Origin of the sequence: Pseudomonas sp. F(2018) (assembly GCF_005508865.1) — a bacterium.
Taxonomy (GTDB): domain Bacteria; phylum Pseudomonadota; class Gammaproteobacteria; order Pseudomonadales; family Pseudomonadaceae; genus Aquipseudomonas.
Map to the genome: position 1 here is coordinate 1 of NZ_SCOM01000003.1, position 26,600 is coordinate 26,600.

24 protein-coding genes and 1 pseudogene are annotated in these 26,600 nt (G+C 65.7%); 23 read left to right on the forward strand and 2 right to left on the reverse strand.

The window, feature by feature from the left end; all coding sequences use genetic code 11:
- The 4 genes and pseudogenes from FFS62_RS13920 to FFS62_RS23445 form a co-directional block, all read left to right on the forward strand.
- Positions 1-334 (forward strand): annotated as a pseudogene (locus tag FFS62_RS13920) (type VI secretion system tip protein VgrG); the annotation flags it as partial.
- A complete protein-coding gene (locus tag FFS62_RS13925) occupies positions 321-1,217 on the forward strand; it encodes a DUF4123 domain-containing protein (RefSeq protein ID WP_137973438.1) in 897 nt (298 codons plus the stop codon). The pseudogene FFS62_RS13920 and the gene FFS62_RS13925, both read left to right, overlap by 14 nt.
- Positions 1,214-4,669 carry a toxin VasX gene (locus tag FFS62_RS13930; RefSeq protein ID WP_178084355.1) on the forward strand — a complete coding sequence of 1,152 codons (3,456 nt, stop codon included), beginning with the start codon at positions 1,214-1,216 and terminating at the stop codon, positions 4,667-4,669. The genes FFS62_RS13925 and FFS62_RS13930 overlap by 4 nt, the downstream gene beginning before the upstream one ends.
- Positions 4,662-5,702, forward strand: a complete 1,041-nt coding sequence (locus FFS62_RS23445) for a DUF6708 domain-containing protein (RefSeq protein WP_256662226.1) — start codon at positions 4,662-4,664, stop codon at positions 5,700-5,702. The genes FFS62_RS13930 and FFS62_RS23445 overlap by 8 nt, the downstream gene beginning before the upstream one ends.
- 89 nt (positions 5,703-5,791) lie before the next feature.
- On the opposite strand, the gene FFS62_RS13940 is transcribed toward FFS62_RS23445, so the two are convergent.
- Complete coding sequence (locus FFS62_RS13940; protein ID WP_137973439.1) at positions 5,792-7,063, reverse strand: MFS transporter; 1,272 nt, start codon at positions 7,061-7,063, stop codon at positions 5,792-5,794.
- A gap of 199 nt (positions 7,064-7,262) precedes the next feature.
- On the opposite strand from FFS62_RS13940, the gene FFS62_RS13945 reads away from it, so the two are divergent.
- From FFS62_RS13945 to FFS62_RS13965, 5 genes are all read left to right on the forward strand, one after another.
- Positions 7,263-8,240 carry a sulfite exporter TauE/SafE family protein gene (locus FFS62_RS13945; protein ID WP_137973440.1) on the forward strand — a complete coding sequence of 326 codons (978 nt, stop codon included), beginning with the start codon at positions 7,263-7,265 and terminating at the stop codon, positions 8,238-8,240.
- Between the two features lie 126 nt (positions 8,241-8,366).
- Positions 8,367-9,644, forward strand: coding sequence for a bifunctional O-acetylhomoserine aminocarboxypropyltransferase/cysteine synthase (locus FFS62_RS13950; protein WP_137973441.1), 1,278 nt, complete (start codon positions 8,367-8,369; stop codon positions 9,642-9,644).
- Between the two features lie 60 nt (positions 9,645-9,704).
- On the forward strand, positions 9,705-10,142 hold the full coding sequence (trxC, locus tag FFS62_RS13955) for a thioredoxin TrxC (RefSeq protein ID WP_137973442.1): 438 nt from the start codon (positions 9,705-9,707) through the stop codon (positions 10,140-10,142).
- An 88-nt stretch (positions 10,143-10,230) separates the two neighbouring features.
- Positions 10,231-10,674, forward strand: a complete 444-nt coding sequence (locus FFS62_RS13960) for a YiiD C-terminal domain-containing protein (protein ID WP_137973443.1) — start codon at positions 10,231-10,233, stop codon at positions 10,672-10,674.
- Between the two features lie 112 nt (positions 10,675-10,786).
- A complete protein-coding gene (locus FFS62_RS13965) occupies positions 10,787-11,581 on the forward strand; it encodes a universal stress protein (protein ID WP_137973444.1) in 795 nt (264 codons plus the stop codon).
- 58 nt (positions 11,582-11,639) lie between these two features.
- On the opposite strand, the gene FFS62_RS13970 is transcribed toward FFS62_RS13965, so the two are convergent.
- Positions 11,640-12,404 carry a ParA family protein gene (locus FFS62_RS13970; RefSeq protein ID WP_137973445.1) on the reverse strand — a complete coding sequence of 255 codons (765 nt, stop codon included), beginning with the start codon at positions 12,402-12,404 and terminating at the stop codon, positions 11,640-11,642.
- Between the two features lie 234 nt (positions 12,405-12,638).
- On the opposite strand from FFS62_RS13970, the gene FFS62_RS13975 reads away from it, so the two are divergent.
- The 14 genes from FFS62_RS13975 to FFS62_RS14040 all read left to right on the forward strand — a co-directional run bounded on the left by FFS62_RS13975 (position 12,639) and on the right by FFS62_RS14040 (position 26,526).
- A complete protein-coding gene (locus FFS62_RS13975; protein WP_256662228.1) occupies positions 12,639-13,355 on the forward strand; it encodes a beta-ketoacyl synthase chain length factor in 717 nt (238 codons plus the stop codon).
- Positions 13,328-14,143, forward strand: a complete 816-nt coding sequence (locus FFS62_RS13980; RefSeq protein WP_171016343.1) for a 1-acyl-sn-glycerol-3-phosphate acyltransferase — start codon at positions 13,328-13,330, stop codon at positions 14,141-14,143. Before FFS62_RS13975 ends, FFS62_RS13980 begins: the two co-directional genes overlap by 28 nt.
- Positions 14,118-14,378, forward strand: coding sequence for a phosphopantetheine-binding protein (locus FFS62_RS13985; RefSeq protein WP_021698802.1), 261 nt, complete (start codon positions 14,118-14,120; stop codon positions 14,376-14,378). The genes FFS62_RS13980 and FFS62_RS13985 overlap by 26 nt, the downstream gene beginning before the upstream one ends.
- Positions 14,379-14,389: 11 nt before the next feature.
- Positions 14,390-14,653, forward strand: coding sequence for an acyl carrier protein (locus tag FFS62_RS13990; RefSeq protein ID WP_137973447.1), 264 nt, complete (start codon positions 14,390-14,392; stop codon positions 14,651-14,653).
- A gap of 3 nt (positions 14,654-14,656) precedes the next feature.
- Positions 14,657-15,202 (forward strand): hypothetical protein, encoded by a 546-nt coding sequence (locus FFS62_RS13995; protein ID WP_137973448.1) that lies wholly within the window; start codon positions 14,657-14,659, stop codon positions 15,200-15,202.
- Positions 15,199-16,863, forward strand: a complete 1,665-nt coding sequence (locus FFS62_RS14000) for an AMP-binding protein (protein ID WP_137973449.1) — start codon at positions 15,199-15,201, stop codon at positions 16,861-16,863. Before FFS62_RS13995 ends, FFS62_RS14000 begins: the two co-directional genes overlap by 4 nt.
- Positions 16,856-17,590: a glycosyltransferase family 2 protein gene (locus tag FFS62_RS14005; protein ID WP_137973450.1), complete on the forward strand. Its 735-nt coding sequence runs from the start codon at positions 16,856-16,858 to the stop codon at positions 17,588-17,590. The genes FFS62_RS14000 and FFS62_RS14005 overlap by 8 nt, the downstream gene beginning before the upstream one ends.
- On the forward strand, positions 17,587-18,531 hold the full coding sequence (locus tag FFS62_RS14010) for a glycosyl transferase (RefSeq protein WP_137973451.1): 945 nt from the start codon (positions 17,587-17,589) through the stop codon (positions 18,529-18,531). The genes FFS62_RS14005 and FFS62_RS14010 overlap by 4 nt, the downstream gene beginning before the upstream one ends.
- Positions 18,512-20,053, forward strand: a complete 1,542-nt coding sequence (gene hutH, locus FFS62_RS14015) for a histidine ammonia-lyase (protein ID WP_137973452.1) — start codon at positions 18,512-18,514, stop codon at positions 20,051-20,053. Before FFS62_RS14010 ends, hutH begins: the two co-directional genes overlap by 20 nt.
- Positions 20,054-20,100: 47 nt before the next feature.
- A complete protein-coding gene (locus tag FFS62_RS14020; RefSeq protein ID WP_137973453.1) occupies positions 20,101-20,526 on the forward strand; it encodes a thioesterase family protein in 426 nt (141 codons plus the stop codon).
- 740 nt (positions 20,527-21,266) lie between these two features.
- The gene (locus FFS62_RS14025; RefSeq protein WP_371920132.1) at positions 21,267-21,830 is read left to right on the forward strand and encodes an outer membrane lipoprotein carrier protein LolA; all 564 of its coding nucleotides are present in this window, start codon (positions 21,267-21,269) and stop codon (positions 21,828-21,830) included.
- Positions 21,820-24,147: an MMPL family transporter gene (locus tag FFS62_RS14030; protein WP_137973455.1), complete on the forward strand. Its 2,328-nt coding sequence runs from the start codon at positions 21,820-21,822 to the stop codon at positions 24,145-24,147. The genes FFS62_RS14025 and FFS62_RS14030 overlap by 11 nt, the downstream gene beginning before the upstream one ends.
- Complete coding sequence (locus FFS62_RS14035; RefSeq protein WP_137973456.1) at positions 24,144-25,292, forward strand: sodium:proton antiporter; 1,149 nt, start codon at positions 24,144-24,146, stop codon at positions 25,290-25,292. The genes FFS62_RS14030 and FFS62_RS14035 overlap by 4 nt, the downstream gene beginning before the upstream one ends.
- Positions 25,279-26,526, forward strand: a complete 1,248-nt coding sequence (locus FFS62_RS14040) for an NAD(P)/FAD-dependent oxidoreductase (RefSeq protein ID WP_137973457.1) — start codon at positions 25,279-25,281, stop codon at positions 26,524-26,526. The genes FFS62_RS14035 and FFS62_RS14040 overlap by 14 nt, the downstream gene beginning before the upstream one ends.
- Positions 26,527-26,600: the final 74 nt, after the last annotated feature.

Below are 26,600 nucleotides of genomic sequence, written 5' to 3' on the forward strand. Positions count from 1 at the left end.
CGTCGAGGCGGGCAACGAGATCCACCTCTCCAGCGGTCTCAAGGTCATCCTCGAAGCCGGCGCCGAACTGACCTTCAAGGCCGCCGGCAGCTGGCTCAAACTGGACGCCAGCGGCGTCACCCTGGTCGGCCCGCAGATCAAGATCAACTCGGGCGGCGGGCCGGGCAACGGCACCGGCGCGGCACCCATCCTGCCGGGCAAGGTGGCAGCTGCCGACAGTGATAAAGCAGGAGAACTATTAATCCAGGCTCAGCGCCAGGCGCTGATGCAGAAGAAACCGCTATGCGCCATCTGCGAAGCGGCCAAGCGGGAGGCAGCGGATGCGGAACAATGATCGCCCGCATTTCGAGCTGCCGGCCGGACTGCCATGGGATTCCCAGGCGAGCCTGCTGCTCGATGGCATTAGTGTGGAAGAACTACCGCGCCGACTCTATGAGTGGAGCCCCGAGCCTGACTTCGAACCGCTGTATGCAGGTACCCGCTGGTCCGACCTGAGCGATGTATCTCCGTGCCTGGTTCGCCTGAACGGCCCTGGTGATCCGACTCTCGCTCAGCATCTGCGGCATGCGGATGAGGAATGGGGCTATCTGCTGTTCAGCAAGGCCGACCGGGAAGATCAGCTGATGCACTTGCGCTGGCTGAGCTGCATCAGACATCCACTGGGCGAAGAAATGCTCCTTCGCCTGGCAGACCCGGCGGTAGCCGGAGCATTGCTCGAACATGCCATGCAGATCGGCGACGCCACTCTGTTCGGACCATTCGAGCAAATTGCCCTGATCGACCGCACGAAACATGCCTGGTGCCAGTATTCCCGCCCAGCCACCGCCACCAGAATCTCGCGGGAGAAACCCTATCAACTCTCCGAGGATCAGCTTGAACTGCTGGGAGAGGTCAGCCTGCGCAGCTGCGTTATCCAGCTAGATGCCCATATGCAGGAGTTTTTCCCCAACTACCAGCCCCAGCTGCAGGGCCCGGAGCGCTGGCAACATTTACACGGGCTTGCCTCGAATGCCTATGCGCGCGGTTTCAACAGCGAGCGAGCCATCACCCTATACGCCAACATTTTTGGCTTTCTCGGCGAGCATGCCCTGGAGCGGCACGCTGACATAGCTGCCTTGCTGAATACGCCCTCCGCAGCATCGCCCGAACAGCGTATCGAGCAAGCTGCCGAGCTAGCCAGGGAGCGCGCCGAGTCCATGGAAAGGAATCCCATATGACTGCCCAGCAACCACCACGCAGCAGCAGCAAGAATCCCAACTTGGCGCCCAAGAGCAGCAGCGACGCCAAGGCCACAAGCGGCGCCTGCCCGCTGATGAAGAACAAGGTGCAACTGTTGCCACTGCGCTATGGACTGGTAGAGCGTCTGGATCCGTCGGCAGAAATAACCGTGCCTTATCGGCTGAAGTCTCGCCCACTGGGCATGCGTCTAATGCGTGACGGATGGCTATACGTTATCGATAACAGTACCGGCTATCTGCATGAGTATCGTGTCGAAAAGGGACAGGTCACGAAGTTTCTCTGGAAAGGCAAGGAAGCAGCTCAGGACAAGCGCCAGGGCAATGCTGCCGAACCTCGCCTGGTCTTTCCGCGCGGAACCACCCTGCATGTCAGCTATTCCGAGGTGCAGTGGACCGCTTTCAAATGCTCGCAGATGCTGAGAAGCCGCGAGGAGCGTGACTGCTTCATGCAGATCGTTGATCTCGCCAAAGCCGACTGCGAGAAAGGTGGTACGCACCTGCTGACGGCCAAGCAAGCGGAAAAGTGGCTTGTCGAAGTTTCGGAAAAACCTGCCAGCTCCGCTCCCCTGCCCGGCGCCGCAGCGGAAGAAGGCAAAGATTACAGCTGGGAACATCAGCCGCTGTTCCATAAGACCCAGATGGGGGAAGTGAAGAAGACACTTATCGGCGACTACGAACACAACCACCTGTATCTGGTCCTGAAGGACAGCATCGGGGTGATGCGCGATCTCGCCGAGGAACAGGACCAAGTGGTTGGCTGGATCGATAAGTGGGCGACAGAACAGCGCAAGGAACTGAAATACGTCATAGGGAGCTACATCGAAACCCTGATGGTGGTGAACGACAGCAGCGGGCGCCAGGCGGGCGCCGACAAGCTGTACGAAAAAACCACGCCAGCGCAGCGCGAAAAGATCTACGAATACATCAATGCGCGGAATAAGTGGCTGTGGGAGCGGCGCAGGCCCCCCGTAGCGCAGAAGGTTAACGGCTACTATACGCGCGCCGTAGGGCCTGATCCCCGCACGCTGGCCGCCAGACAGGCCATGGATGCCAAGAAGAAAGCCATGGTCGAAGCGCTTGGCGAGGATCTGTACGACGAACTCGAAGACGACATCGAGAAACTGGAGGATCAGAGCAGCGCCTCACTAGAGGGCAAGGGACTAGGAGCCCGAGGCATCCATGATCTTGTACGCCATGAGGAAATGGGCAAGTACCTGGAGAGCGAGCGCATTCAGCTGAAGCGCTGGGTCGATCGTCTGAATCGCATCACCGACGACCGTGTAAGCATCTTCACCAAAGGGGAGTTTCACCGCAGCGCGTGGTACTTCGACGCGCAACAGCCTGACCAGCTGATGGCCGCCCTGGTGACAGAGCAGAACTGCGTGCGTGACCTCTGCCGCACTGAAGAGAGCCTCAAATCGGTCAGTGAATACTTCCATAAGTATCCGTACTACGTAATGCCTGCATTCGCGAGCCGCCTGGACCAGGCGTTCTTGATGAAGAAGTCGGGTGACTTGACCAAGTGGCTCGACGATCTGCGCAACCTGAAAGGGGGGCTAGAGGATGCCAAGAGCCGCCTGAGCGAGGTAGAGGGGCTCCTGGGGAGGTATTGGGCCAATGGCCTGAATATGAGCCCAGCCGCCACAAACGCCAGCCATGCCGTCAATGCAGCCTACTCACCGGCCATCGCCTTACGCCTGGAAAAGTGGCTGGCAGACCTGCAGCAGCAGCTCGAAGGTCCGGCAATCCGTCAGCACTTGGACAAACTGGCAAGCCAGACCAATCGCGCACAGCGCTTAGGCAGCCTGATGGCTCTGCAGCAAGAGGGTGCCACGCTGGCAGTGGCGACCGAGCAGGACGTTCAGCAATTTCGCAGCAACATCGCCAGGTTCACAGACTTTATTCAGAACGAGGATCGCCTGGTCAAGGAGCGGGACAAGGCTAAATCGCAAAGTAAGCGACGCAGCTTGAGCGAGCCCCAACGACAGGCAGCAAAGGCCCTGAAGCAACAGCTCAATCAACAGCTGTCGACCCTGCGCAAACAGCGCGCGCTGCTCGGCAACCAGCTCCAGGAAAGCCTCACGCCTACCAGCACACTACCCGCGGGGTTCATCGGAGCACGCCTGAAGCTCGACGCCGCACAGCAAGGCATGCTGGAGGAGGAAATTCGCAAGCTACGCTCCGGCGTGCTCGGCGGCTACGGCACCGCCGGTTCCCGCCCCGCCGCCTTCAAGAGCAGCCTGCTTCCGCTATTGGCTGTTTACTTGCAGGCACGAAACCTGGGTGAGGCGCTGGAAAACTGGCGCAATATCTCCGGATCACCCTCCATCAAAGAGCAGATTATTTTCTACGGTGCATTTGCCGCGGTCAGCTCTGCAGCACTGTCGGTCTATCAAGCTGCGCATATAGCGCTAATCGACAAGGCGCTGATGGCCACAGTCGCCAGTACCAGCGGCAAAGGTGGCATGCTCTTCGCAGCCAAGTTGGGCAAGCTGGGTCTGGGGCTAGGCGTACTGATCTCACCAGCGGCACTGCTGGGCGCAGTCGGTACGACCCTCGACAACTGGGGCAAGTGGACCGACGCTTTCCGAGTAGGCACCGCAGGTGAGAAGGCCGGTGCATTGCTGGCCATTACCGGTGATATCGGCAGCACCACAGCAAACGCCGCAATCACCGCCAAAGCCTACAAGGAGCTTTGGGGAGTGTTCATGGACATGTCCAGAGCCGCTCCAGGCCAGAGGACCGTTGCCCTTAGCGCAGGCTGGGCCACCCGTGGTGCACGCTTCCTGAGCTTCTCCGCTCGACTCAACCCTTGGGCTCTGGCCTTCACCGCCTTGCAGCTCGGTGGCGAGGCGCTTTACAACTATTTCAACCTTGATGATCAGCAACGCTGGATGCTCGGCTGCTGCTGGGGCCGAGAAGACAAAGGTTGGGACTGGCCGACCCATGCCCAACAACTAGCCGAAGCGAACCTGAAGCCAGTCATTGCGGACAAAGGGATCGCACAGCGCGAGAAGGACGGCGAACATACGAGGACTCTCTTGCTGAGCCTCCCGGGCATCAGCCCGGACAGCCTGAACAGACAGCCGCTACGCATGACTGCAGAATGGCATGCGCAGATATCCCGCCCGCCAGAGGATGTTGGCCAGGTACTGCGTGACAATATTCAGATCGCCAGTAGCAATCCTCTAACGCTGCAACTGGAGATACCAGCCGACTGGTGCGGCTCGCAATCCTTGCTCATGTTGCGACTGGCCGTTCAACCGGAGTTGGCCACGCAGCCACTCAAGGCCAGCGACGGCTATCTGTATTATCGAGTCCCGCTGGAAGTCGTTGCTATGAACAAGCCCATCGAAGGCGCCTCTGCAATAAAACCCACACGCACGCCTTTGAGCTGGGTCGAAATAAAAACGGAGCATATGCATGCCTGACAACAAGTACGAACGCCTTCCTCAAGCCGGAGATTTCGAGCAGGAAGCCGGTACTGAGGTGTTCTATTTGTCGCCCAAACCGATACCCACGGGGATGCCGGCGATCAGTGCACAGCACTTGCACCGCGAAGCCAGTGAAGTCTTCTTGGACTTCGCCGCCGGCAAGGCAACAATCGAGTTCGGCACCAGAGCCTCGATCGGCTCGGTGGTGGCGATGACCATCTTCCTGCTGTGTGTATCTGGCTTTGGCGCATGGTTGCGCCGGCACCAGGAGCCCTTCCTGCCAAGTTGGCTGGACGGATTCACAAACCCGTTCATGTGGGGCTTCATCGGTTTGCTGGTGGTGGTGGCTGGTTACCACATGGTGCGGGCGATACATCAGGTCAGCGCACGCCCTCCAGTGCGTTTCAATCGCCAGCGCCGCGAAGTGGCATTCGTGCCGCGCAAAGGCGAGGCTCCCCGCTATGTGCCATGGGAAGAAGTAATCGCCTGCGTAACCGCAGGCCAGACCATCACCCAGTATGCCGTCACCCCCAGCTTCGCCTTGCTGATAGGGCTGCGTGACAGCGGCACAGGAGACGTATTCTGGGTCACCATTCCCAGCGCCAGCCTCGGCCTTGCCATCAGTGAGTGGGAGGCAATTCGCACCTACATGGAAGAAGGACCTTCGACCTTGCCTGCCCAGCCTGAAGAATATGAGGAAGGCACTGTCGCTTACTTTCATCTGTGCCGGCAGGTGTATCGCGATGAGCACTCCTTTATTCGCTACCTCTTTGGCTTTTTAGGCATTCAGTTCTTCAGCGGCTGGACGTTGCCCTGCCATCTGTCGACCTGGGTCAACCGCCGCCCCAAAGCCATGCTTCCCAAAGAAGTCCTAGACTGGTCGCAAAACTTGCCTACTGAACAGCACGCGCGCCCAAGCGATGCACTGCAGCAGCAAAGTGCCGAGGTGCGTAAAGCTCTGGCAAAAGGGCAAAGCTTGCAGGACTACTTCAAGGCCAAGTTGAAGGAACAACTCCCTCTTGAGGCTTAGCTGCTCGGAAAAAATGCCGGCCTCAGGCAAGTAAGCCCGGCAAAACCATAGTGCCCATATCTCGGTGTCTTATCAGACTTGAGCGACCTTCAAGCCTGCCCTGCGCTAGCAGCTTGTTGCGGCCCCGCGCCATGCCGAGAAAAGAACCAAGGCAGCAGCAGCAACACGAGCGTACCTAAAGCTGCAGCCATGATGAACAGCACCTGATATCCCAGCCATTTAGCCAGCACCCCACTGCACGCTCCTATCACCCCTGCAAGCAGCACCTGCGCGCTGGCCTGCAGCGTGAAGTCGGCGCCTTCGTGCTCGGGGCGGCACATGCGCATCATCACGGCGAACAGGGCGACGGTGGACATGCCGTCGGCGGCCTGTTCGAACAGCGACACCGCATAGACCAGTACGGCGTCACCGCCCCGGCCGACCAGCAGAGCCATGCCGGCGATGCCGAGCGCCTGCAGGGCGCCGAAGGTCAGCAGCGAGCGCAGGGCGCCGAGGCGGGCGTAGAGCAGGCCGCCTAGCAACGCGCCGCCGATGCCGGCCAGGCTGCTGATCAGGGTCAGTTGGCCCAGGTCGGTGGTGTCCCAGCCCTGATCCACCAGCATCGGCTTGATCATCGGCGAGCCAAGGGCGTCGCCGAGTTTGAAGGTCAGCACCACCGCCAGCCAGGCGAGCATGCCCGGCTGGGCCAGCAGCCCCTTGTAATGGCGCCAGAGCAGGCCGGGGCCGGCAGGCTCGGCCTGCTCGCTGTGTTGCGGCAGCAGGCGACGCTCGGGGAACAGCCAGATCGGCAGGGTCAGCAGCAGCAAGGCACCCGCCAGGAGGCCGATGGAGAGATTCCAGCCCAGCGGGTCGATCAACAGCAACAAACCGCTGCCGCTGGCCAACATGCCGACCTTGTAGCCGCCCACCTGCAGGCTGTTGCCCAGCCCGCGCCAGCGCTCCGGCAACAGGCGCACGGCCAGGCCGTCGGTGGCCACGTCTTGGGTGGCGGCGCTCAGGTTGATGATCAGCAGCAGGCCCAGCAGCAGCCAGAACGCGCTACCGAACAGCGCCTGCGGAGCGATCAGCGCGAGCCCCGCCAGACAGAGGATTACCGTGCCCTGCAGCGGCAGGATCCAGCCACGGTGATGACCGAGGCGGCGCGAGCCGATGCGGTCGATCCACGGCGCCCACAGCACCTTGAGCAGCCAGGGCAGCGCCAGCAGCTTGAGCAGGCCGATCAGCCCCAGGTCGACACCGTGCTGGCGCAGCAGCACCGGCAGCGAATGAGCCACCAGCCCGGACGGCAGGCCCTGGGCGCAATAGAGGGAAGCCAGTAGCACCAGGGTGGTATTGTCGGGGCGTTCGCTGGAGGTCGTCATGCAGCATCCCTGCGAGAAAGGTGGCCAAGCCTAGGCCAGGCCGTGGCGCCTGGGCAACAGCGCGGCTTCGGCAGAAACACAAAACAAAAAAGAATATAAACCTACAGAAACATTCTTAGACTCTCTAAGCAAAGCCCATTATCTTCGCGGCCTGCTTATTCCAGCCTGTTCTACCACCCACTGTCAGGCAGTCGTTGCAATGAAAATCCGCGATCTCGACCTCAGCCAGAGCCCGCTCAATGCCGAGCATGAAGCGCTCGGCCTGCCGCCCGTAGAAGATTACGTCGCCCACCCGGACAACCATCCGGTGCTGCGTGCCGCCATGTGGGCGGCGGTGCTGATCCTGGCGAGCCTGCTGCTCTTCCTGGCCTGGCGCCTGTTCTTCGGCGACAACGGCGGCCACAGCGGCCTGGAGATCATCGAAAACGCCCTGAGCAGCCCGACCTTCTGGAGTGCTGTCGCCGTCGGCTTCCTCGCCCAGGTGGTGGATGGGGCACTGGGCATGGCCTACGGCATCACCGCCACCACCTTCCTGCTCAGCGCCGGCGCCTCGCCGGCCGCAGCCAGCGCCAGCGTGCACATCGCCGAGGTGTTCACCACCGGCCTGTCGGGCATCTCCCATGTGAAGCTGGGCAACGTCAACAAGTCGCTGTTCCTGCGCCTGCTGCTGCCGGGCATCATCGGCGCGGTGCTCGGCGCGGTACTGATCACCCAGTTCGACGGCGCCGTGATGAAGCCCTTCATCTCCGCCTACCTGCTGCTGATGGGCCTATACATCCTGTACAAGGCCTACCGCCACGTGGCCCAGCGCAAGGCGCCCAAGCATGTGGCCAAGCTGGCCCTGTTCGGCGGCTTCGTCGACGCCGCCGGTGGTGGCGGCTGGGGCCCGGTGGTCACCAGCAGCCTGATCGGCTCGGGCAGCGACCCGCGCACCACCATCGGCTCGGTGAACTTCGCCGAGTTCTTCCTGACCCTGTCCAGCGCCGCCTCCTTTATCCTCCTGGCCGGCGAGCTGGATACCTGGCTGATGGTCGCCGGCCTGGTGTTCGGCGGCCTGTTCGCCGCGCCATTCGCCGCCTTCCTGTGCAAGAAGATTCCGGCGCGCACGCTGATGACCATCGTCGGCTGCCTGATCACCCTGATCAGTGCCTTCAACATCTACAAGTCGCTGGTGTAATCGCGATCTAAGCATCGATCAAAACGTTCTAGCCACGAGGCCCGGATCATTGACCTAGCGCATTGACCGGGCCTCGGCGTTTTCCCCATGCTGCGGGCCTTCCAAACAGCCGAAGGAACGCACTGCATGAAACTGGAAACCCTGGCCATCCACGCCGGCTACAGCCCCGATCCGACCACCAAGGCGGTGGCGGTGCCGATCTACCAGACCAGCTCCTACGCCTTCGACGACACCCAGCACGGCGCCGACCTGTTCGACCTGAAGGTCCCCGGCAACATCTACACGCGCATCATGAACCCGACCAACGCCGTGCTCGAAGAGCGCGTGGCAGCCCTGGAAGGCGGCGTCGGCGCGCTGGCCGTGGCCTCGGGCATGGCCGCCATCACCTACGCGATCCAGACCGTGGCCGAGGCCGGCGACAACATCGTCTCGGTGGCCAAGCTGTACGGCGGCACCTACAACCTGCTGGCCCATACCCTGCCACGCTTCGGCATCCAGACCCGCTTCGCCGCCCACGACGACATCGCCGCCCTGGAGGCGCTGATCGACGAAAGGACCAAGGCGGTGTTCTGCGAATCCATCGGCAACCCGGCCGGCAACATCGTCGACCTGCAGGCCCTGGCCGACGCCGCGCACCGTCACGGCGTGCCGCTGATCGTCGACAACACGGTGGCCACGCCAATCCTCTGCCGCCCGTTCGAGCATGGCGCCGACATCGTCGTGCACTCGCTGACCAAGTACATCGGGGGCCACGGCACCAGCATCGGCGGCATCGTGGTCGACTCGGGCAAGTTCCCCTGGGCGGACCACAAGGCGCGCTTCCCGCTGCTCAACACCCCGGACCCGTCCTACCACGGCGTGACCTACACCGAAGCCTTCGGCCCCGCCGCCTTTATCGGCCGCTGCCGTGTGGTGCCGCTGCGCAACACCGGTGCGGCGCTGTCGCCGTTCAATGCCTTCCTCATCCTGCAAGGCCTGGAGACCCTGGCCCTGCGCATGGAGCGCCACTGCGAGAATGCGCTGAAGGTCGCCCACTACCTGCAGAACCACCCGCAGGTGGCCTGGGTGAAATACGCCGGCCTGGCCGACCATCCCGAGCACGAGCTGGCCGTGCGCTACACCGGCGGCAAGCCGGCGGCGATCCTCTCGTTCGGCATCCAGGGTGGCCAGGCGGCCGGCGCGCGCTTTATCGACGCACTCAAGCTGGTGGTGCGCCTGGTCAATATCGGCGATGCCAAGTCGCTGGCCTGCCACCCGGCCTCCACCACCCACCGCCAGCTCAACGACGAGGAGCTGGAGAGGGCCGGCGTGCCACGCGACATGGTGCGCCTGTCGATCGGCATCGAGCACTTCGACGATATCCGCGCCGATCTGGCCCAGGCGCTGGATGCCGCCGCGCAGTAAAGCCCGCCCTTGTTTTACCGCCTGTATGCCACCACCTTGGTGGCATACAGGAGCCCCGCCATGACCCAACCCCTGCTGATCCCCTGCCCCAACTGCAACGGCCTTAACCGCATCCCCGGCGAACGCCTGGGCGATGCGCCGATCTGCGGGCGCTGCAAGAGTGCCGTGCTGCCGGACAAACCCTTCGAACTGAACCAGGCCAGCTTCGCCGCTCAGCTCAAGGGCGACCTGCCGCTGCTGGTGGATGTCTGGGCCGACTGGTGCGGGCCGTGCAAGGCCTTCGCGCCGACCTTCCAGCAGGCCGCCGCGCAGCTGCACGGGCGCTGCCGCCTGGGCAAGCTGGACAGCGAGGCCAATCAGCAACTGGCCGGCAAGCTCGGCATCCGCTCCATCCCCAGCCTGATCCTGTTCCGCGGCGGCGTCGAAGTCGCGCGCCAGGCCGGCGCCCTGCCGCTGCCACAGCTGCTCGGCTGGCTGCGCAGCCAGGGCATCGCCTGAGCGGATCGGTCAGCCGCGGCGAGCGCCGCGGTCATTGCCTGGCAGGCGCCAGCGGCTAGTCTCGGGGCTTCACTGCAAGGAGCCCGACATGCCGCTACCCGCCGAGATGGCCCGCGTGTTCACCGAAGAGAAGATCGATTTCGTCAAACGCAGCGACCTCAAGGCCGAGGAGCTGCTTCCCTGCTACGTGCGCCTGCGCATGCCGCTGGCCGGCAACCAGAACCATATCGGCACGCTCTACGCCGGCGCCCTGTTCACCCTGGCCGAGATCCCCGGCGGCGCCCTGTTCCTCACCAGCTTCGACGTGCAGCGTTTCTACCCGCTGATCAAGGAGATGAACCTGCGCTTCCGCCGCCCGGCGACCAGCGATATCTCGGTGGAGGCGCGCCTGGACGCCGAGGAGATCGAGCGCATCCAGAACGAGGCCGAGCGCGAGGGCAAGGCCGAGTACCGTCTGGCGCTGCAACTCAAGGATGCTGATGGCCAAGTGGTGGCCGAAACGAGCGCTCTGTATCAATTGCGCAAACACTGACGTGCGGGACTTGTCCCCGAGCCAAAGCAGGTCTATTTAGAAAGCTGATTCTAAGAACCCGCAGAGGTTTTCACCGACGCCACGCATGGACGGGGCGTCCAAGGGGAACGAGATGACAGGACACGTCCTTATCGCGCACGACCTGCGCAGCACCGCCGATCTCGCGCTGAGGCGCGCCGCCCAGTTGGCCCGCCAACACAACGCCAAGCTCACCCTGCTGCACGTGTTCGACCCCAAGCTCAGCCAGACAGAGCGCGAACGCATCGAGCAGAGCCTCGACCGCAGCCTTACCGAATTCGCCCCGCCCGGCAGCCAGTTGCGCCTAAGCCAGGGCAAGCCCGCCGAGGGCGTGCTGGAGCAGGTGCAACAGACGGGCGCCGACCTGCTGGTGCTCGGCGCCCACCATCAGCGCCACGAGTTCTTCTCCGGCACCACCCTGGACCGCATCGCCCGCCGCTGCCCGGTGCCGCTGCTGCTCGCCGCCCGCGACGAGGACACGCCCTACCGCAGCGCAGTGGCCGCCATCGACTTCTCCCTGTGCGCCTGCACCGCACTGCACCAGGCCTGCCTGCTGCTGCCGAGCGAGGCCAGCATCCACGCCCTGCACGTGTTCGAGGGCCAGAAGAACAACGCCCACGCCGACGCCCAGCTGCTCACCCAGCGCGCCCTGGTCGATCAGCTGATCCAGGACGAGTCGCTGCGCCTGCCGGAACAGGCGCCCACCCTCAGTCACGAGGTGCAACCCGGCACCCTGCCGCGCACCCTGCAGGAATCCCTGAACGCCCGTCAGCCGCAGCTGCTGGTGCTCGGCAGCCATGGCCGCAGCGCGCTGTCCCAGGCCCTGCTCGGCAGCCTGGCCCAGCATTACCTGCACAAGGCACCCTGCGACGTCTTTGTGGTCCGCTAGCGCTACGACGAACACGAAAAAGGCGCCCGAGGGCGCCTTTTTCATTACCGCTGAGTAATCAGCTTTCCAGCAGGCTATGCAGCTCGACGAACTGCTGGGTCAGCTTGTGGCCGCGATCCAGGTGGATCAGCGGGGTGCAGACCTGGTGCGACTCGCGCATCTTCACCGAACTCATCAGGTTCACCGGCAGCACCGGCAGCCCTTCCGCGACCAGCTCGTCGAGCAGCTGCTGCGGCAGGGTCGCACGCGGCTGGAACTGGTTGACCACGATGCCCTCGACTTCCAGGTCCTCGTTGTGGTCTTCCTTAAGTTCCTCGATCTCCTGCAGCAGGCCATACAGGGCATTACGCGAGAAACTGTCGCAATCGAAGGGGATCAGCACGCGATCGGCGGCGATCAGTGCGGAAACGGTGTAGAAGTTTAGCGCCGGCGGGGTATCCAGGTAGATACGGTCGTAGTCCTCGGCCAGGTCTTCCAGCAGTTTGCGCAGCTTGTTGATCTTGTGTTTCTGCTCCAGCTTGGGCTGCAGCTCGGCCAGTTCGGCGGTGGCGGTGACCACGTGGAGGTTATCGAAAGGTGTCTCGTAGATATCGACCTTGCCCTTCTTGAAGGAAGTGGCCGAGAGGGTCTGCTTGAAGAACTCGGCGATGCCCATGGGGATGTCATCGCCGGTCAGGCCGGTGAGGTAATGGGTCGAGTTGGCCTGGGCATCCAGGTCGATGAGCAGCGTGCGGTAGCCTTCGGCCGCACTCACTGCCGCCAGGTTGCAGGCAATGCTGGACTTGCCCACTCCGCCCTTCTGATTGAACACCACGCGCCGCATGTGACACCTCCCTGATCGCAGATGGTTGGGGATTCTATGCAAACCCCGTGGCCAGGGCGAGGAGTAAGCGCGGCAGCGCCTGACCTCTGGTCTGGCCGAACGTTCCAAAATTTGCGCAGGCCGCGCACCGTCTGGATAATGCAAGCACCTCGCCATATTCCCGGCCACCCTTCCCGCGGGCGGGATCGCAGTAGACAAGGACGCCCTCGGAAGGGGCCGAGAAGAGCTCTCAGCGTGACAAACTTCAGGATCGAACATTGGCGTGCCTGGGCTCCTGGCCTGGACAGCGCAGCCGACTGGCACGCCTGGCACCAGGCCCCCTTCGCCCCGCAGGACGGCGGCGAACAGCCCGATGTCGGCTTTCTCCCGGCCCTGCAGCGCCGGCGCCTGAGTCGTCTGGCCCGCATGGCCTTCCACGTCGCCTGGCCGCTGGCCGAAGCGCACGGCCCCATGCCCCTGGTTTTCGTCTCGCGCCACGGCGAAACCCCGCGCACCCTGGCCATTCTCAGCGACCTGGCCCACGACGAGCCGCTCTCGCCCACCCAGTTCAGCCTCTCGGTGCACAACGCGATCATCGGCCTGTGGTCGATCCAGCGTGGCGACACCAGCGAGATGACCGCCCTGGCCGCCGAAGGCGACGGCCTGGAGCAGGCAATGCTGGAGGCCGCCACCCTGCTCGGCGAAGGCGCACCCGGGGTGCTGCTGATCGTCGCCGAGGAGACCCCGCCCGAGCTGTACCGCCCCTATATCGACGACGTGCCCTTCCCCTACGCCGTGGCCCTGCTGCTGCGCCCGGGCACGGAGTGGCAGCTGCAGCTCGCCGAGGGCTCCGGCCCGCGCGCCGCCTGGCCGCACGCCCTGGAACTGGTCCGCGCCCTCTCGGGCGATGCGGATTCCCTGCAACATCACTGGAAGCGCCGGCAATGGAACTGGTCTCGCAGCAGGGCCTGAGCCTCTACTCCGCGCCCTACTGGTGGCGCCTGATCGCCACCGCGCTGAGCTTTTCGCTGTTCGGCATCGGCGGCGTGCTGCTGCGCATCGTCGTGTTCCCGCTTCTCGCCCTGCTGCCGGGCGACGCCCTGGCCCGCCGCACCCGTGCCCGCGCCGTGGTCAGCCGCACCTTCTACTGGTTCGTCCAGTTCATGTTCCGCACCGGCGTGCTGACCTACGAAGTGGAAGGCGCCGAGCGCCTGGGCCGCCCGGGGCAGATGGTGATCGCCAACCACCCCTCGCTGATCGACGTGGTGGTGCTGATCGCCTTCATCCGCGACGCCAACTGCGTGGTCAAGCAGAGCCTGTGGGACAACCCCTGCATGCGCGGGCCGATCCGCGCCGCCGGCTTCATCAGCAACAGCGGCAGCATGGACATGCTCGACGAGGCCGCCGGCGCCCTGCAGGAAGGCCAGACCCTGATCGTATTCCCCGAAGGCACCCGCACCACGCCGGGGCAGGTACCGGAATTCCACCGTGGCGCGGCCGCCATCGCGGTGCGCGGCGCCCGCATCGTCACCCCGGTGGTGATCAGCGTGACGCCCACCACCCTGACCAAGGCCGAGCCCTGGTACAGCATTCCGTCGCGCCGTTTCCATTTCCGCTTGCGGGTCGGGGAGGATATCGACCCGCGGCAATTCACCGAGCAGGCGCCACTGCCGATTGCCTCGCGCAAGCTCAACGACCATCTGCATCAACACTTCATGAAGGAGCTCGCAACAGATGAGCGATCTGCAAACCGAGATTAAGCACCTGATCATCGAGGCCCTGGGCCTGGAAGACATGGCCGCCGAAGACATCGCCGCCGACCTGACCCTGTTCGGCGAAGGCCTGGGCCTGGATTCGGTGGACGCCCTGGAGCTGGGCCTGGCCATCCAGAAGCGTTTCGGCATCAAGATCGACGCCGAAGCCAAGGACACCCGCCAGCACTTCGCCAACGTGGCCAGCCTGGCGGCTTTCGTCGCCGCGAAACAGGCCGCCTGAGGACGTTAGCGATGCAAAGCCGTGATGAAATTTTCGCCACCCTGCAGGCCGCGCTGGTCGAGCTGTTCGAGCTGGACGCCGAGCGTGTCACCCTCGAGGCCAACCTGTACCAGGACCTGGAGATCGACAGCATCGATGCCGTCGACCTGATCGACCACATCAAGCGCCAGACCGGCAAGAAGATCGCCGCCGAGGAATTCAAGGCCGTGCGCACCGTCGGCGACGTGGTCGAGGCCGTGTACCAGGTGGTCAACGCCGAAGCGGCCGCCGGCTAATCCATGGCGCGTCTGTTCGGCCTGCTGCTGGTGGTGGCCGGCCTGCTCTACCCGTTCGCCGTGTATTACGGCATGGAGCACCTGTCGCCACGCCTGTTCGCCGCCCTGCTCGGCGGCCTGTGGCTGGCGCGCGCCCTGACCCAGCGCAACAAGCCCGGCGGCCGCTGGATGGCCGGCGCCGCCCTGGCCTTCTGCGCCCTGCTCGGCCTGGCCGGCGAGCCGGCGCTGCTGCGCTGGTACCCGGTGCTGCTGAACCTGATGCTGCTGGTGCTGTTCGGCCTGTCGCTGAAGTTCGGTCCGCCCGTGGTGGAGCGCCTGGCGCGCCTGCGCGAGCCGGAACTGCCGGAACACGCAGTGCGCTACACGCGCAAGGTCACGCTGGTCTGGGCCGGCTTCTTCCTGGCCAACGCCCTGCTGATCAGCGCCCTGACCCTGTGGGCGCCGCTGAGCTGGTGGATGCTGTACACCGGGCTGATCGCCTATGCCCTGATGGGCCTGCTGTTTGCCGCTGAGTGGTTGATCCGCCAGCGGGTAAGGAGAGATGGATGAGCTGGCTGGGACTCGCCGAGCAGCTGCTGCAACCCCTGGCCGGCCGCACCGTGGCGCTGGAGCCGGCACTCGACCACGCCCAGCTGCAGGTCCGAGCCCTGCGCCTGGCCGGCGCCCTGCAGGCGCGCGGCGTGCAGCGCGTGGCTCTGTACCTGGAAGATGCCGGCGACCTGGCCATTGCCCTGCTCGGCGCCTGGCGCGCCGGCGTTGCCGTGCTGCTGCCGGCCGATGCCCAGGCGCAGAGCCGCCAGCGCCTCGCCGAGCAAACCGATCTGTGGCTGGACAATCTCGATGGCCTGGATGGCGAAGCCCTGTCCGCCGCCGCCCTCGATCTCGACGCCTGCCGCCTGACCCTGTGCACCTCCGGCTCCAGCGGCGAGCCCAAGCTGATCGACAAGTCCCTGCGCCAACTGGCCAACGAAGTCGATGCCCTGGAACAGCTGTGGGGCAAGGACCTGGCCGGCGCGACCATCCTCGGCAGCGTCACCGCCCAGCATATCTATGGCCTGCTGTTCCGCGTGCTCTGGCCGCTGTGCGCCGGCCGCCCGTTCTGGCGCCGCGCCCTGCCCTTCCCCGAAGACCTGCAGCGCGAGAGCCTGGGCCAACCGGCCTTCGCCTGGGTGGCCAGCCCGGCGCTGCTCAAACGCATGGGCGGCAACCTCGACTGGAATGCCCTGGGCGCGGTGCGCCGGGTGTTCTCCTCCGGCGGCGCGCTGCCGGCGGACGTCTCCGTCGAGCTGGGCGCCCAGCTCGGCCAACAGCCCACCGAAATCTATGGCAGCTCCGAGACCGGCGGCATTGCCTGGCGCCAGGGCGGCGAGCTGTGGCAGCCGTTCCCCGGCGTCGAACTGGCCCTGAACGACGAGGGCGCCCTGCGCATCGCCTCGCCCTACCTGCCGGCCGGGCACGTCGAACAAAGCGCGGATGCCGCCGAGCTGCAGGCCGATGGCCGCTTCGCCCTGCGCGGGCGCCTGGACCGCATCGTCAAGCTGGAAGAAAAACGTATCTCCCTGCCCATGCTGGAGCAGGCCCTGAGCCAGCACGAATGGGTCGCCGACGCCCGCCTCGGCGTGATCCAGGAAGGCCGCGCCTTCCTCGGCGCCCTGCTGGCGCTGAGCCCGGCGGGCCTGCACTCCCTGCGCAACCAGGGCCGCAAGACCGTTACCGAAACCCTGCGCAAGCACCTGGCCGGCCACTGTGAGGCCATCGCCCTGCCGCGGCGCTGGCGCCTGCTGCTGGAGCTGCCCTACAGCAGCCAGGGCAAGCTGGCCCAGGCAACTGTCGACGAGTTGGTCGCCGCACCACGGCCGACCCGCGTCGAGCCGCGCAAGGCCGAGCTGGTCGACGGCGAATGGCAGCTGGAGCTGGACGTACCGCCGGACCTGGCCCATTTCACCGGCCACTTCCCGCAGACCCCGGTACTGCCCGGCGTGGTACAGATCGACTGGGCCCAGCAGCTGGCGCGCGGCCTGATCGAAGAACTGCCGCCGTGCTTCTGCGGCATGGAAGTACTCAAGTTCCAGCAGCTGGTGCGCCCCGGCGACCGCATCCAGCTGACCCTGCGTTTCGACGCCGAACGCGGCAAGCTGTACTTCGCCTACCGCAATGGCGAGGCGCCGTGCTCGTCCGGCCGCATCCTGCTGGGAGCCGCCAGTGCATAAGCCATGTGCGGTGATTCCGGTGTACAACCACGAGCACGCCCTGCCCGTGGTGGTCGCCGCGCTGCACGAGGCCGGCCTGCCCTGTGTGCTGGTCGACGATGCCTCCAGCGCGGCCTGCGCGGCGGTGATGGACGAGCTGGCGAAACAGGACAACACCTACCTGGTGCGTCTGCCCATCAACCAGGGCAAGGGCGGCGCGGTCATGGCCGGCCTGCGCGAGGCGCAGCGCCTGGGCTTCTCCCACGCCCTGCAGGTGGACGCCGATGGCCAGCACGACCTGGCCGATATCGCCACCTTCCTCGGCACCTCCCGCGAGCATCCGCAGGCGCTGGTCTGCGGCTACCCGCAGTACGACGCCAGCGTGCCCAAGGGCCGCCTGTACGCGCGCTACCTGACCCACGTGTGGGTATGGATCAACAGCCTGTCGCTGTCGATCCGCGATGCCATGTGCGGCTTCCGCGTCTACCCGCTGCCGGCCACGGTGGCGCTGCTCGACGCCAGCAACCTGGGCAAGCGTATGGACTTCGACCCGGAAATCCTGGTGCGCCTGGCCTGGCGCAACCAGCCGATGCAGTGGCTGCCGACCAAGGTGCACTACCCGCTCGATGGCCTGTCGCACTTCCGGCTTTTTCACGACAACGCGCTGATCTCGAAGATGCACGCCAAGCTGTTCTTCGGCATGTTGCTGCGCGCGCCGCTCATCCTCTGGCGCAGGTGGCGCGGATGAGCACGCAGAAGGCCGAACACTGGGCCGGCCAGCGCGAGCGCGGCAGTTTCCTGCTGATGAAATTCACTGCCGGCGCCGTGCGCCTGCTTGGCCGCCGCGCGCTGACGCCGCTGCTGTATGCCATCGTCCTGTACTTCTTCGTCTTCGGCCGCCAGGCCCGGCGCAGCATTCGCCAGTACCAGCACAACCTGGCCGCCTGGAGCGGCCGCGCCGAGCTGGCACCGCGCTTCGGCTCGGTGTTCGCCCAGTTCATGGCCTTCGCCGACACCCTGCTGGACAAGCTCGATGTGTGGAACGGTCGCCTCGGCCTGGAGCAGATCACCCTGGTCGACCCCCACGGCCTGCGCGAACAGCTGCACCGCGAGCCGCGCGGACAGATGCTGGTGGGCGCCCACCTGGGCAACCTCGAGGTGTGCCGCGCCCTGGCCGAGCTGGGCGAGAAGGTGCAGATGAACGTGCTGGTGCACACCAAGCACGCCGAGCAGTTCAATCGCCTGCTCGGCGAGGCCGGTGCCAGCCACCTGCGCCTGATCCAGGTCAGCGAACTGGACCCGGCGATCATGCTGCAATTGTCCGAGCGCCTGGAGCGCGGCGAGTGGCTGGCGATTGCTGGCGACCGCGTGCCGCTGCATGGCGGACGCAATGTCACGGTGGACTTCCTCGGCAAACCCGCCGCCTTCCCCCAGGGCCCCTGGCTGCTGGCCGGGCTGCTGGGCTGCCCACTGAATCTGATGAGCTGCCTGAAGATCGACGGCCGCTACCAGGTGATCCTCGAACCCTTCGCCGAGCGTGTGCAATGGACGCGCCGCGAGCGCGACGAGGTGATCCGCGGCTGGGTACAACGCTATGCCGAGCGTCTTGGCGAACGCTGCCTGAACGCTCCGCAGCAATGGTTCAACTTCTACCCGTTCTGGAACGAGCATGACGACCTATCCGCTTGACCACGTGACCTTCGGCGAACAGCAGCTGACCATCGAGCAGGTGGTCGCCCTGTCCCAGCGCGGCGCCCGTGCCCAGTTGCAGAACGATGCCGCCTACCGCGAGAAGATCGCCAAGGGCGCACGCTTCCTCGACACCCTGCTGGACAAGGAAGGGGTGATCTACGGCGTGACCACCGGCTACGGCGACTCCTGCGTGGTGGCCGTGCCGCTGCACCAGGTCGAGGCGCTGCCCAAGCACCTGTTCACCTTCCACGGCTGCGGCCTGGGCAAGCTGCTCGACGAGGCCAGCACCCGCGCCGTGCTGGCCGCGCGCCTGCAGTCACTGTGCCACGGCGTTTCCGGGGTACGCGTTGAGCTGCTGGAGCGCATCCAGGCGTTCCTCGAACACGATGTGCTGCCGCTGATCCCGGAAGAGGGCTCGGTCGGCGCCAGCGGCGACCTGACCCCGCTGTCCTATGTGGCCGCCACCCTCAGCGGTGAGCGCGAGGTGATGTACAAGGGCGAGCGCCGCAGCGCTGCCGAAGTGCACAAGGAACTCGGCTGGACACCGCTGACCCTGCGTCCGAAAGAAGCGCTGGCGCTGATGAACGGCACGGCGGTGATGACCGCCCTGGCCTGCCTGGCCTATTCGCGCGCCGACTACCTGCTGCAACTGGCCACGCGCATCACCGCGCTCAACGTGGTGGCGCTGGAAGGCAACCCGGAACACTTCGACGAGCGCCTGTTCGCCGCCAAGCCGCACCCGGGCCAGACCCAGGTCGCCGCCTGGCTGCGCCAGGATCTGGCCGTGGCCGAGCCGCTGCCGCCGCTGCACCGCCTGCAGGACCGCTACTCGCTGCGCTGCGCGCCGCACGTGCTCGGTGTACTGGCCGACAGCCTGGGCCTGCTGCGCCAGTTCATCGAGATCGAACTGAACAGCGCCAACGACAACCCGCTGTTCGATGCCGAGACCGAGCGCACCCTGCACGGCGGCCACTTCTACGGCGGGCACATCGCCTTCGCCATGGACAGCCTGAAGAACCTGGTCGGCAACGTCGCCGACCTGCTCGACCGCCAGCTCGCCCTGCTGGTCGACACCCGCTACAACCACGGCCTGCCGAGTAACTTGTCCGGCGCCCCGGCCGAGACGGCGATGATCAACCACGGCTTCAAGGCCGTGCAGATCGGCACCAGCGCCTGGACCGCCGAGGCGCTGAAAAACACCATGCCGGCCAGCGTGTTCTCGCGCTCCACCGAATGCCACAACCAGGACAAGGTGAGCATGGGCACCATCGCCGCGCGCGACGCCCTGCGCAGCCTGGAGCTGACCGAACAGGTCGCCGCCGCCACCCTGCTGGCCGCCAACCAGGGCGTGTGGCTGCGCGAACGCGCCGGCAAGACCGACATCCCCGCGCCGCTGGCCTCCATGCGCGAGCAGCTGGCCACGGACTTCCCGCCAGTGATCGAGGATCGCGCCCTGGAAGGCGAACTGCGCCTGTGCCTGGCACGCATCCGCAGCCGCCACTGGGGGCTGTATGCGTAAGCCGGTCCTGATGGACGCCGTGCGTCCTGTCGACCAAGGAGCCGCCAATGCGTAAGGAAGGCGTGCTGCAGGCGGATATCGAACTGAACGTTCCGTTCTTCGATGTCGACATGATGGAAGTGGTCTGGCACGGCCACTACGTGAAGTACTTCGAGGAGGCGCGCTGCGCCCTGCTCGACAAGCTGGGGCACAACTACCGGCAGATGCGTGATGCGGGCTATGCCTGGCCGATCATCGACCTGCAGGTGCGTTATATCCGCGGCGCCCAGTTCGGCCAACGCATCCGCGTGCGCGCCGATCTGGTGGAGTGGGAGAACCGGCTGAAGATCAACTACCTGATCACCGACGTGGCGACGGGTGAGCGCATGACGCGTGGCAGCAGTGTGCAGGTGGCAGTGGAGATCGCTACCCGCGAGATGCTGTTGGCATCGCCGAAGGTGTTTGTGGAAGCCGTGGAGAGGGCTATTGCGTGAATGCTTTGTGCCCGGCTGGTTTCCTACGCCTGTTGAAGGCTCTGTTTCGCCCCGCCGGGCGAGTCACTTTCTCTTTGCGCGCGCAAAGAGAAAGTAACCAAAGAGAAAGCGCGCCCCACATCCGGGTCTCGCTGCGCTCGACTTCCCTCCTTCCATCCCTGCTCCAGGGGCACGCCGCGAAGGGCCATCCATGGCCCATCGCGCCTCTCGCGGCATCCATGCCGCTCAACCCCTTACGCAGGGATTCCACTCGGCCTGCTGAGGGGACCCCGTATCCTGGCCCAACCTTTCTCACGCAACCGGTAATTACTCGGGGGCATCCAAGCTCGCATGACCAGCCCCCTCTCCCTCTGGGAGAGGGTTGGGGTGAGGGAGCCGTCTTGTGCGCGCCCTTTCGCGAGCAGAGCTCGCTCCCACAGACAACCCGCGGGTTTCACCCGCCCTACGAAGTATCAGGCACGCCGACTCCCCGTCAGGAGGCCGAGCGTAGGCACTGCGTAGGGGGACGCGAGGCAGGACGCCGAGCGAGTCACGATGGGACAGGGATGTCCCTTCGTGACGGCCCCCGGAGCAGTGCCGGAGCGAGGGAAGTCGAGCGCAGCGAGACCCGCATGCCGGGGGGCCCTTCTTCTTTGGTTACTTTCTTCTTGGGCAAGCAAGAAGAAAGTGACTCGCCCGGGGGGGCGAAACCAAAAGCCAAGATCACTTCGGCAATCGGCCAGGGACTCACAGCTCTGTTTTTGCTAGCAGCCCCAGCAGCCCACGCCTTCGACCTGTCCGACCTCAGCGCCCAGCTGGCCAAGCCCACCGTAGTCCGCGGTCCCTTCATCCAGGAAAAGCACCTGCGCGCCCTGCCCACTCCGCTGACCAGCCAGGGCCAGTTCACCCTGTCCCGCGACCACGGCCTGCTCTGGCTCCTACAGAAGCCCCTGAAACAGGACTACCGCATCGCCGACAGCGGCATCGCCCGCCGCACGGCCGAAGGCTGGCAACAACAGCCGGGCCAGGACGTCGCCGCCCAGCAGAGCCGCCTGTTCCTCGCCGTACTCAAAGGCGACCGCAGCGGCCTGGAGCGTGACTTCGACCTGCAGCTGACAGGCGAGCAGAACGCCTGGCAGCTCCAGCTCACCCCGCATTCTCTGCTGCTCAAGCAGATATTCAGCGCCATCCGCATCGACGGCGGCGCGCTGGTCGAGCGCATCGAGCTGATCGAGACCCAGGGCGACCGCACCGTCCTCAAGCTGCCGCAAAGCCAGGCTGGCGATGCCTTGACCGCGCAGGAGCGCGCCGACCTTGTCCCCTAGCCTGCAGAAAACCCTGCCGCGCCTGTTCGGCGCCCTGCTCCTGGCCCTGCTGGCGCTGGCGGCCTGGCAGTGGCGCAACGGTCCGCCGGTGCAGGCCAGCATGCTCGCCTTGCTACCCAAGGGCGCCGGCGACGAGCTCGTACAGCAGGCCGAGCAGCGCATGCAGGAGCCGCTGTCGCGCGAGCTGCTGATCCTGATCGGCCACCCGCAGCGCGAACGCGCCATCGAACTGGTGCGCCAGGCCGGCGAGCAGTGGCAGCAAAGCGGCCGCTTCGACAAGGTGCAGTGGAGCCTGCAGGCCGACCTCGCACCGCTGCGCGAACAACTGAGCGCCAGCCGCCTAGCCCTGCTGGCACCAGCCGACCGCCAGTTGCTGATCGAGCAGCCGGACGCCTTCATCCAGCAGCGCGCCCAGCAGCTGTTCGACACCTTCGCCGGCTTCGGCCTGCTGCCCACCGAGCAGGACTGGCTGGGCCTGGGCCTGCGCGCCCAGCAGACGCTCAACCCCGGCAGCCGCGTCCAGGCCGACCTCGGCAGCGGCGCCCTGCGGCTGCAGGACGACGCCACCACCTGGGCGTTGCTGCGCCTGCGCACTCGTGGCGATGCCTTCGACATGCAGGCGCCGCCGCAGATCGCCGCCGCCGTCGCCGAGCTGCGCCAGCAGGTCAGCGCCGAAGGCGGCCAGCTGCTCGCTGCCGGTGGCGCGCTGCACGCCGCAGCCGGTCAGGCCAAGGCCACCCAGGAGATCGCCCTGATCGGCGGCGGCGCCACCCTCGGCACCCTGCTGCTGCTACTGCTCGCTTTCCGCCGCCCGCGCATCCTGGTCAGCCTGCTGCCGATGGGGGTGGCGCTGCTGGCCGGCTGCACCGCCTGTGTGCTGGTGTTCGGCCAGATCAACGCGCTGACCCTGGTGCTCGGCGCCAGCCTGGTCGGCGTCGCCGCCGACTACCCGCAGCACTACCTGAGCAAGAGCTGGGGCGACGGCCCCTGGTCGAGCTGGGCCGCCCTGCGCCAGACCCTGCCCGGCCTGAGCCTGAGCCTGGGCACTAACCTCGCCGGCTACGTGGCGCTGGCCTTCACGCCTTTCCCGGCGCTGACCCAGATCGCCCTGTTCTCCGCCGCCGGCCTGATCGGAGCCTACCTGTGCTCGGTGTGCCTGCTGCCGGCCTGGCTAAACAATCTGCGCTTGCAACCACCTGGTAGCCTGCGCCGCGCCGCCGAAAACCTGGTTGAGCGACGTGCCCGCCTGCTGGCGCGCACCGGCAGCTGGCCGTTGCTGCTCGCGCTGCTGGTTTTCTGCGCCGGCGGCCTGTGGCAGCTGACGCTGCAGAACGACCTGCGCCAGTGGCTGGGCCAGGAGCCGCAGCTGATGGCCGAAGCCAGGCGCATCGCCGAGCTGACCGGCCAGCAGCCCACCAGCCAGTTCTTCCTGGTCCGTGGCGCCGACGAGCAACAGTTGCTGCAGCGCCAGGCCGAACTCAGTGCACGTCTGGATGCCGCCATCGCCGCCGGCCATCTGCGCGGCTATCGCGCCCTCAGCCAGCTGGTCGCCCCCGAAAGCGAACTGGCACCGCTGCGCACTGCGCTGAACAAGCTGCCGCAGCACTGGCAGCCGCTGCTCGACCTCGGCCTGCCGGAGGTCGCGCTGCGCGCCGAGCTGGAGGAGTTGCTGCATGCGCCGCAGCCAAGCCTGGAGCAGGCCCTGGCCGGCCCACTGGGCGAAGCCTGGCGCCCGCTATGGCTGGGCCGCAGTGAGAGTGGAGTAGCCGGTATCGTCAGCCTGCAGGGCCTGAATGACAGCGCCCTGCTGCAGCAAACGGCCGAGGGGCTGCAGGGCGTGCAGCTGATCGATCGCCTGGGCGAGCTGAACCAGCTGTTCGCCGCCACCCAACTTAGCGCCGCCCAACTGAAACTAGTGTCCAGCGCCGCCATCCTCCTGCTGCTGTGCCTGCCCTTCGGCCTCGGCGGCGCGCTGCGGGTGATCTGCCTGCCGCTGCTGTCGGCCCTGGCGGCGCTGGCCTGCCTCGGCTGGCTGGGCCAGCCGCTGACCCTGTTCAGCCTGTTCGGCCTGCTGCTGATCACCGCCATCGGCGTCGACTACGCCATCCTCATGCGCGAGAACATCGGCGGGCCGGCAGTGAGCCTGCTCGGCACCCTGCTCTCGGCGCTCACCGCGTGGATGTCGTTCGGCCTGCTGCTGCTCAGCCAGACCCCGGCCATCGCCAATTTCGGCCTGGCCATCAGCCTCGGCCTGCTGTTCTGTTTCCTGCTCTCGCCCTGGGCCGCCGGGCGGCCGCACAAGGAGGTTGTCGCGTGACCGTGCTCGGATTCTGGCTGCTGGCCCTGGCGATCTACACCCTGGTGACGATCATCGGCGGGCGCCGGCTGATCCCCATCGTCGGCCAGCTACTGGTGGCGGCCATCGCCATTCCCGCCATGCTGCTGTTGTGGGTCGAGCCGCACTGGCAACGGACTGCCCAGGACCTGCTGGCGCCGACCTGGCTGAACCTGGCCTACGGCCTGTGCTTCGCCCTGCTGCTGGGCTACATCCTCAGCGACGTGATCGACCTCGACCTCAGCCCTGCCTGCGTGAAGATCGCCCTGCCCAGCTTCCTGGTGCCGATGCTGGCCGGCCTGGCCTGCTCGCTCTGGCTGCTGCCCGGCGAGCGCAGCTGGCTCAGCTCGGTGGGCATCGGCCTGCTGTTCTCGATCACCGCCATCCCGGTGCTCTACCTGTTCCTGCAGAGCATCGGCTACCCGGCGGCAGACACCAAGCGCCTGCTGCACGCGGCGATCCTGATGGACTTCATGTGCTGGAGCCTGTTCGGCCTGGCCCAGGGCAGCAGCCACCCGGCCGCGCTGCTGTGGCCGTTGCTGGCCGCCGCCCTGCCACTGGCGCTGCGCCTGCTCAAGCTGAGCCATGCTCTGTTCTACAGCCTGCCGTTCTTCGCCCTGATGCTGCTGTTCCAGCAGCTCAAACTCAACGCCCTGGTGTTCGGCATCGCCTACATGCTGTGCCTCGGCTGGATCAAGCAGCCCTTCGTCCTGCCGCTGCCGGAGCGCGCCTGGAAGCTGTTGATGAACGGCCTGGCCGTGCCGCTGATCCTGACGTTCGGCGTGCTGCGCGTGGACTTCCATGGCATAGGTCAAGACTACTCATGGCTGGCCATCGCTATCCTCATCACCCTGCCGGTACTGAGCAAAGTGCTCGGCAGCTGGCTCGGTCTGCACTGGGCCGACCCGAGCGCCGCGGCGCGGGTGAAGTGGCACGAGAGTCTGCTGCTGAACATCCGCGGCCTCACCGAAATCGTCTTCCTCAACCTGCTCCTGCAACTGCAGCTGATCGATTCGCTGATCTACTTCGGTCTGCTGCTGATGAGTCTGTTCTCCACCCTGCTGCCGGCCCTGCTCGGCAAGCATGCCAACAACAATCAAGCGAGAAGCCGTTATGAAGTCTCCTGAAGTCGAACAGCGTCAGATCGTCGTCATCGGCGCCGGCCCGTCGGGCGCCATCGCCGCCGCCATCCTCAAGCGTCACGGCCACGATGTGCTGGTACTGGAGCGTCAGCGTTTCCCGCGCTTCTCCATCGGCGAGAGCCTGCTGTCGCACTGCCTGGACTTCGTCGAGGAGGCCGGCATGCTCGAGGCGGTGCAGGCCGCCGGCTTCCAGACCAAGCACGGTGCGGCCTTCGCCTGGGGCGAGCGCTACACCGAGTTCGACTTCCGCGACAAGTTCACCGAAGGCCAGGGCTCGACCTACCAGGTGATTCGCGCCGACTTCGACAAGCTGCTGGCCGACCAGGCCGAGCTGCAGGGCGTGGAAATCCGCTACGAGGAAGAGATCTTCGCCGCCGACTTCGCGGGCGACTGCCCGCGCCTGTCGGTGCGCCGGCTGGCCGACGGCCACGAGTATGAAGTGGAGTGCGCCTTCGTGCTCGACGGCAGCGGCTACGGCCGCGTGCTGCCGCGTCTGCTCGACCTCGACACGCCGTCGTCCTTCCCGATCCGCCAGGCGGTGTTCACCCATATCGAGGACCGCATCGACCCGGCCTCCGGCTTCGACCGCGAGAAGATCCTGATCACTACCCATCCCAAGCTGCGTGATGTGTGGTTCTGGACCATTCCGTTCAGCAACGGCCGCTGCTCGCTGGGCGTGGTCTCCGCCGCCGAACACTACGAGGGCTACCCCAAGGACCTCGATGCCTGCCTCAAGCAATTCGTCGCGGAAACGCCAAGCCTGGCCAAGGTCCTGGAGAACGCCGTGTGGGACACCCCGGCACGCGCCATCGGCGGCTACTCGGCCAACGTCAAGAGCCTGCATGGCCCAGGCTTCGCCCTGCTGGGCAACGCCGCCGAGTTCCTCGACCCGGTGTTCAGCTCCGGCGTGACCATCGCCATGCGCTCGGCGAGCATGGCCGCCGGCCTGCTGCATCGCCAGCTCAACGGCGAACAGATCGACTGGGAAAACCAGTTCGCCATCCCGCTCAAGCGCGGCGTGGATACGTTCCGCGTGTATGTGCAGGGTTGGTACGATGGCAGCTTCCAGGACGTGATCTTCTACGAGAAGGCCTCACCGGAAATCCGCCGCATGATCTGCTCGATCCTCGCCGGCTACGCCTGGGACGAGAAGAACCCCTATGTCGCCGAGCCCAAGCGCCGCCTGGGTGTGCTCGCCGAACTCTGCGCCATGAACTGAAATGGTCTGCACAGTGCCTGCGCTTGCCGATGCGTCGTTAAAAACGGCTTCGGAATGCTCATTTACAACACGTA

Excerpts from the sequence above, each read along its gene's own strand:
- FFS62_RS13925 (WP_137973438.1), top strand. The coding sequence starts at position 321 with ATGCGGAACAATGATCGCCCGCATTTCGAGCTGCCGGCCGGACTGCCA.
- FFS62_RS13950 (WP_137973441.1), top strand. The coding sequence starts at position 8,367 with ATGAAACTGGAAACCCTGGCCATCCACGCCGGCTACAGCCCCGATCCG.
- hutH (WP_137973452.1), top strand. The coding sequence starts at position 18,512 with ATGACGACCTATCCGCTTGACCACGTGACCTTCGGCGAACAGCAGCTG.
- FFS62_RS13990 (WP_137973447.1), top strand. The coding sequence starts at position 14,390 with ATGCAAAGCCGTGATGAAATTTTCGCCACCCTGCAGGCCGCGCTGGTC.
- FFS62_RS14020 (WP_137973453.1), top strand. The coding sequence starts at position 20,101 with ATGCGTAAGGAAGGCGTGCTGCAGGCGGATATCGAACTGAACGTTCCG.
- FFS62_RS13965 (WP_137973444.1), top strand. The coding sequence starts at position 10,787 with ATGACAGGACACGTCCTTATCGCGCACGACCTGCGCAGCACCGCCGAT.
- trxC (WP_137973442.1), top strand. The coding sequence starts at position 9,705 with ATGACCCAACCCCTGCTGATCCCCTGCCCCAACTGCAACGGCCTTAAC.
- FFS62_RS13960 (WP_137973443.1), top strand. The coding sequence starts at position 10,231 with ATGCCGCTACCCGCCGAGATGGCCCGCGTGTTCACCGAAGAGAAGATC.
- FFS62_RS13940 (WP_137973439.1), bottom strand. The coding sequence starts at position 7,063 with ATGACGACCTCCAGCGAACGCCCCGACAATACCACCCTGGTGCTACTG.
- FFS62_RS13980 (WP_171016343.1), top strand. The coding sequence starts at position 13,328 with ATGGAACTGGTCTCGCAGCAGGGCCTGAGCCTCTACTCCGCGCCCTAC.
- FFS62_RS13930 (WP_178084355.1), top strand. The coding sequence starts at position 1,214 with ATGACTGCCCAGCAACCACCACGCAGCAGCAGCAAGAATCCCAACTTG.
- FFS62_RS23445 (WP_256662226.1), top strand. The coding sequence starts at position 4,662 with ATGCCTGACAACAAGTACGAACGCCTTCCTCAAGCCGGAGATTTCGAG.
- FFS62_RS14010 (WP_137973451.1), top strand. The coding sequence starts at position 17,587 with ATGAGCACGCAGAAGGCCGAACACTGGGCCGGCCAGCGCGAGCGCGGC.
- FFS62_RS13970 (WP_137973445.1), bottom strand. The coding sequence starts at position 12,404 with ATGCGGCGCGTGGTGTTCAATCAGAAGGGCGGAGTGGGCAAGTCCAGC.
- FFS62_RS13985 (WP_021698802.1), top strand. The coding sequence starts at position 14,118 with ATGAGCGATCTGCAAACCGAGATTAAGCACCTGATCATCGAGGCCCTG.
- FFS62_RS14040 (WP_137973457.1), top strand. The coding sequence starts at position 25,279 with ATGAAGTCTCCTGAAGTCGAACAGCGTCAGATCGTCGTCATCGGCGCC.
- FFS62_RS14000 (WP_137973449.1), top strand. The coding sequence starts at position 15,199 with ATGAGCTGGCTGGGACTCGCCGAGCAGCTGCTGCAACCCCTGGCCGGC.
- FFS62_RS13995 (WP_137973448.1), top strand. The coding sequence starts at position 14,657 with ATGGCGCGTCTGTTCGGCCTGCTGCTGGTGGTGGCCGGCCTGCTCTAC.
- FFS62_RS13945 (WP_137973440.1), top strand. The coding sequence starts at position 7,263 with ATGAAAATCCGCGATCTCGACCTCAGCCAGAGCCCGCTCAATGCCGAG.